1 pseudogene is annotated in these 1,064 nt (G+C 63.4%); it reads right to left on the bottom strand.

The features are described from left to right. A pseudogene (locus tag CKO31_RS26580) lies at positions 1-885 on the bottom strand (ISAzo13-like element transposase-related protein); the annotation flags it as partial. Positions 886-1,064: the final 179 nt, after the last annotated feature.

Raw genomic sequence — 1,064 nt, 5'->3', positions numbered from 1 at the left:
GGATGCCCCAGCAGCGCTCGATCGGGTTGTACTTGCTGTGGTAAGGCGGAAAGTAGAGCAGTTGTATCGGCTTGCCGATGGCATCGGCGAACTGCACCATCCGATAGAGGAACTGCGTGCGCTGTCCGTTGCTCTCGGGGCCGTTGTCGACCTTGATCTGCAGGAGAGAACAGCGTTCACGCGCCGCGGTGGGCGAGTGCTCCCACCATGCCTGCAAGCCGTCGACGATGAAGTCGCTGGTCTTGGCGGAGCTGCCGAAGTGCAGATACAGCTCGCGGCTGTCCTCGTTGACGATGCCGAAGGGCGTGTACTTCTCCCGGCAGCCCATGTCGTGGTCCGCCGCCTTGTTCCCGCCCCGCGTCATGCCGCCGCGCGAGTACGGACCAATGTTGACGGTGGCCTTGCAGTCGATGCTCACACGCGTGACGCTTGGGTCGTTGCCGGCGTCGTCCTTGCAGCGGAGGTTGGCGAAGATGGCGTCGGTTTGCGGAATTTTTTTTGGGGCTTGGCCTTGAGCACCGGGCGCAGCCGGTAGCCGTTGCGGTTGAGGATGTCGGCCATGGTGCTCGCTGCCGGCAGCACGGCGTCGGCAAACCCCCGGTGCTTGAGCTCGCGGATGGCGCGGGCGGCGGTCAGGCGCGTATACGACAACGGACCGCGAAAGCTCGGGTCCTGCTGGGCGTGCGCTTCGGCGATCTCCCACAGCGCCGCGGCAGCCTGCGGGTACTTCTCCTCCCACAACGTCCTGCCGGAGACGAGCGCCTGGACACTCAGACAAACGATGCCGGTGCGCTTCTCATGCAGACCCAACTCGACCGCAGCGCGACTCCAGCCAAACAACGTCTCCGCCCGTCGCGCACTCGCGCCGCAGTACTTCGCGGCCATCGTCGCCTGGAACTCACGGCGGTCCACGCGCCCCATCTTCGAGGCCGCAAGCTTGATATCTTCGATGTGCTCGGCACTCAGGTTGCTGACCGGGATGCTGCTGGAATCCGGAATCATGGGCTTTGGATCGATATCTGAGAAACTGCGCGAAGTATCTCACATATCGGTATATTCCAAAG

The organism is Thiohalocapsa halophila (assembly GCF_016583825.1).
Lineage (GTDB): Bacteria > Pseudomonadota > Gammaproteobacteria > Chromatiales > Chromatiaceae > Thiohalocapsa > Thiohalocapsa halophila.
The sequence above is the reverse complement of the archived record's forward strand: the minus strand, read 5'-3'. Positions and strand labels throughout refer to the sequence as shown.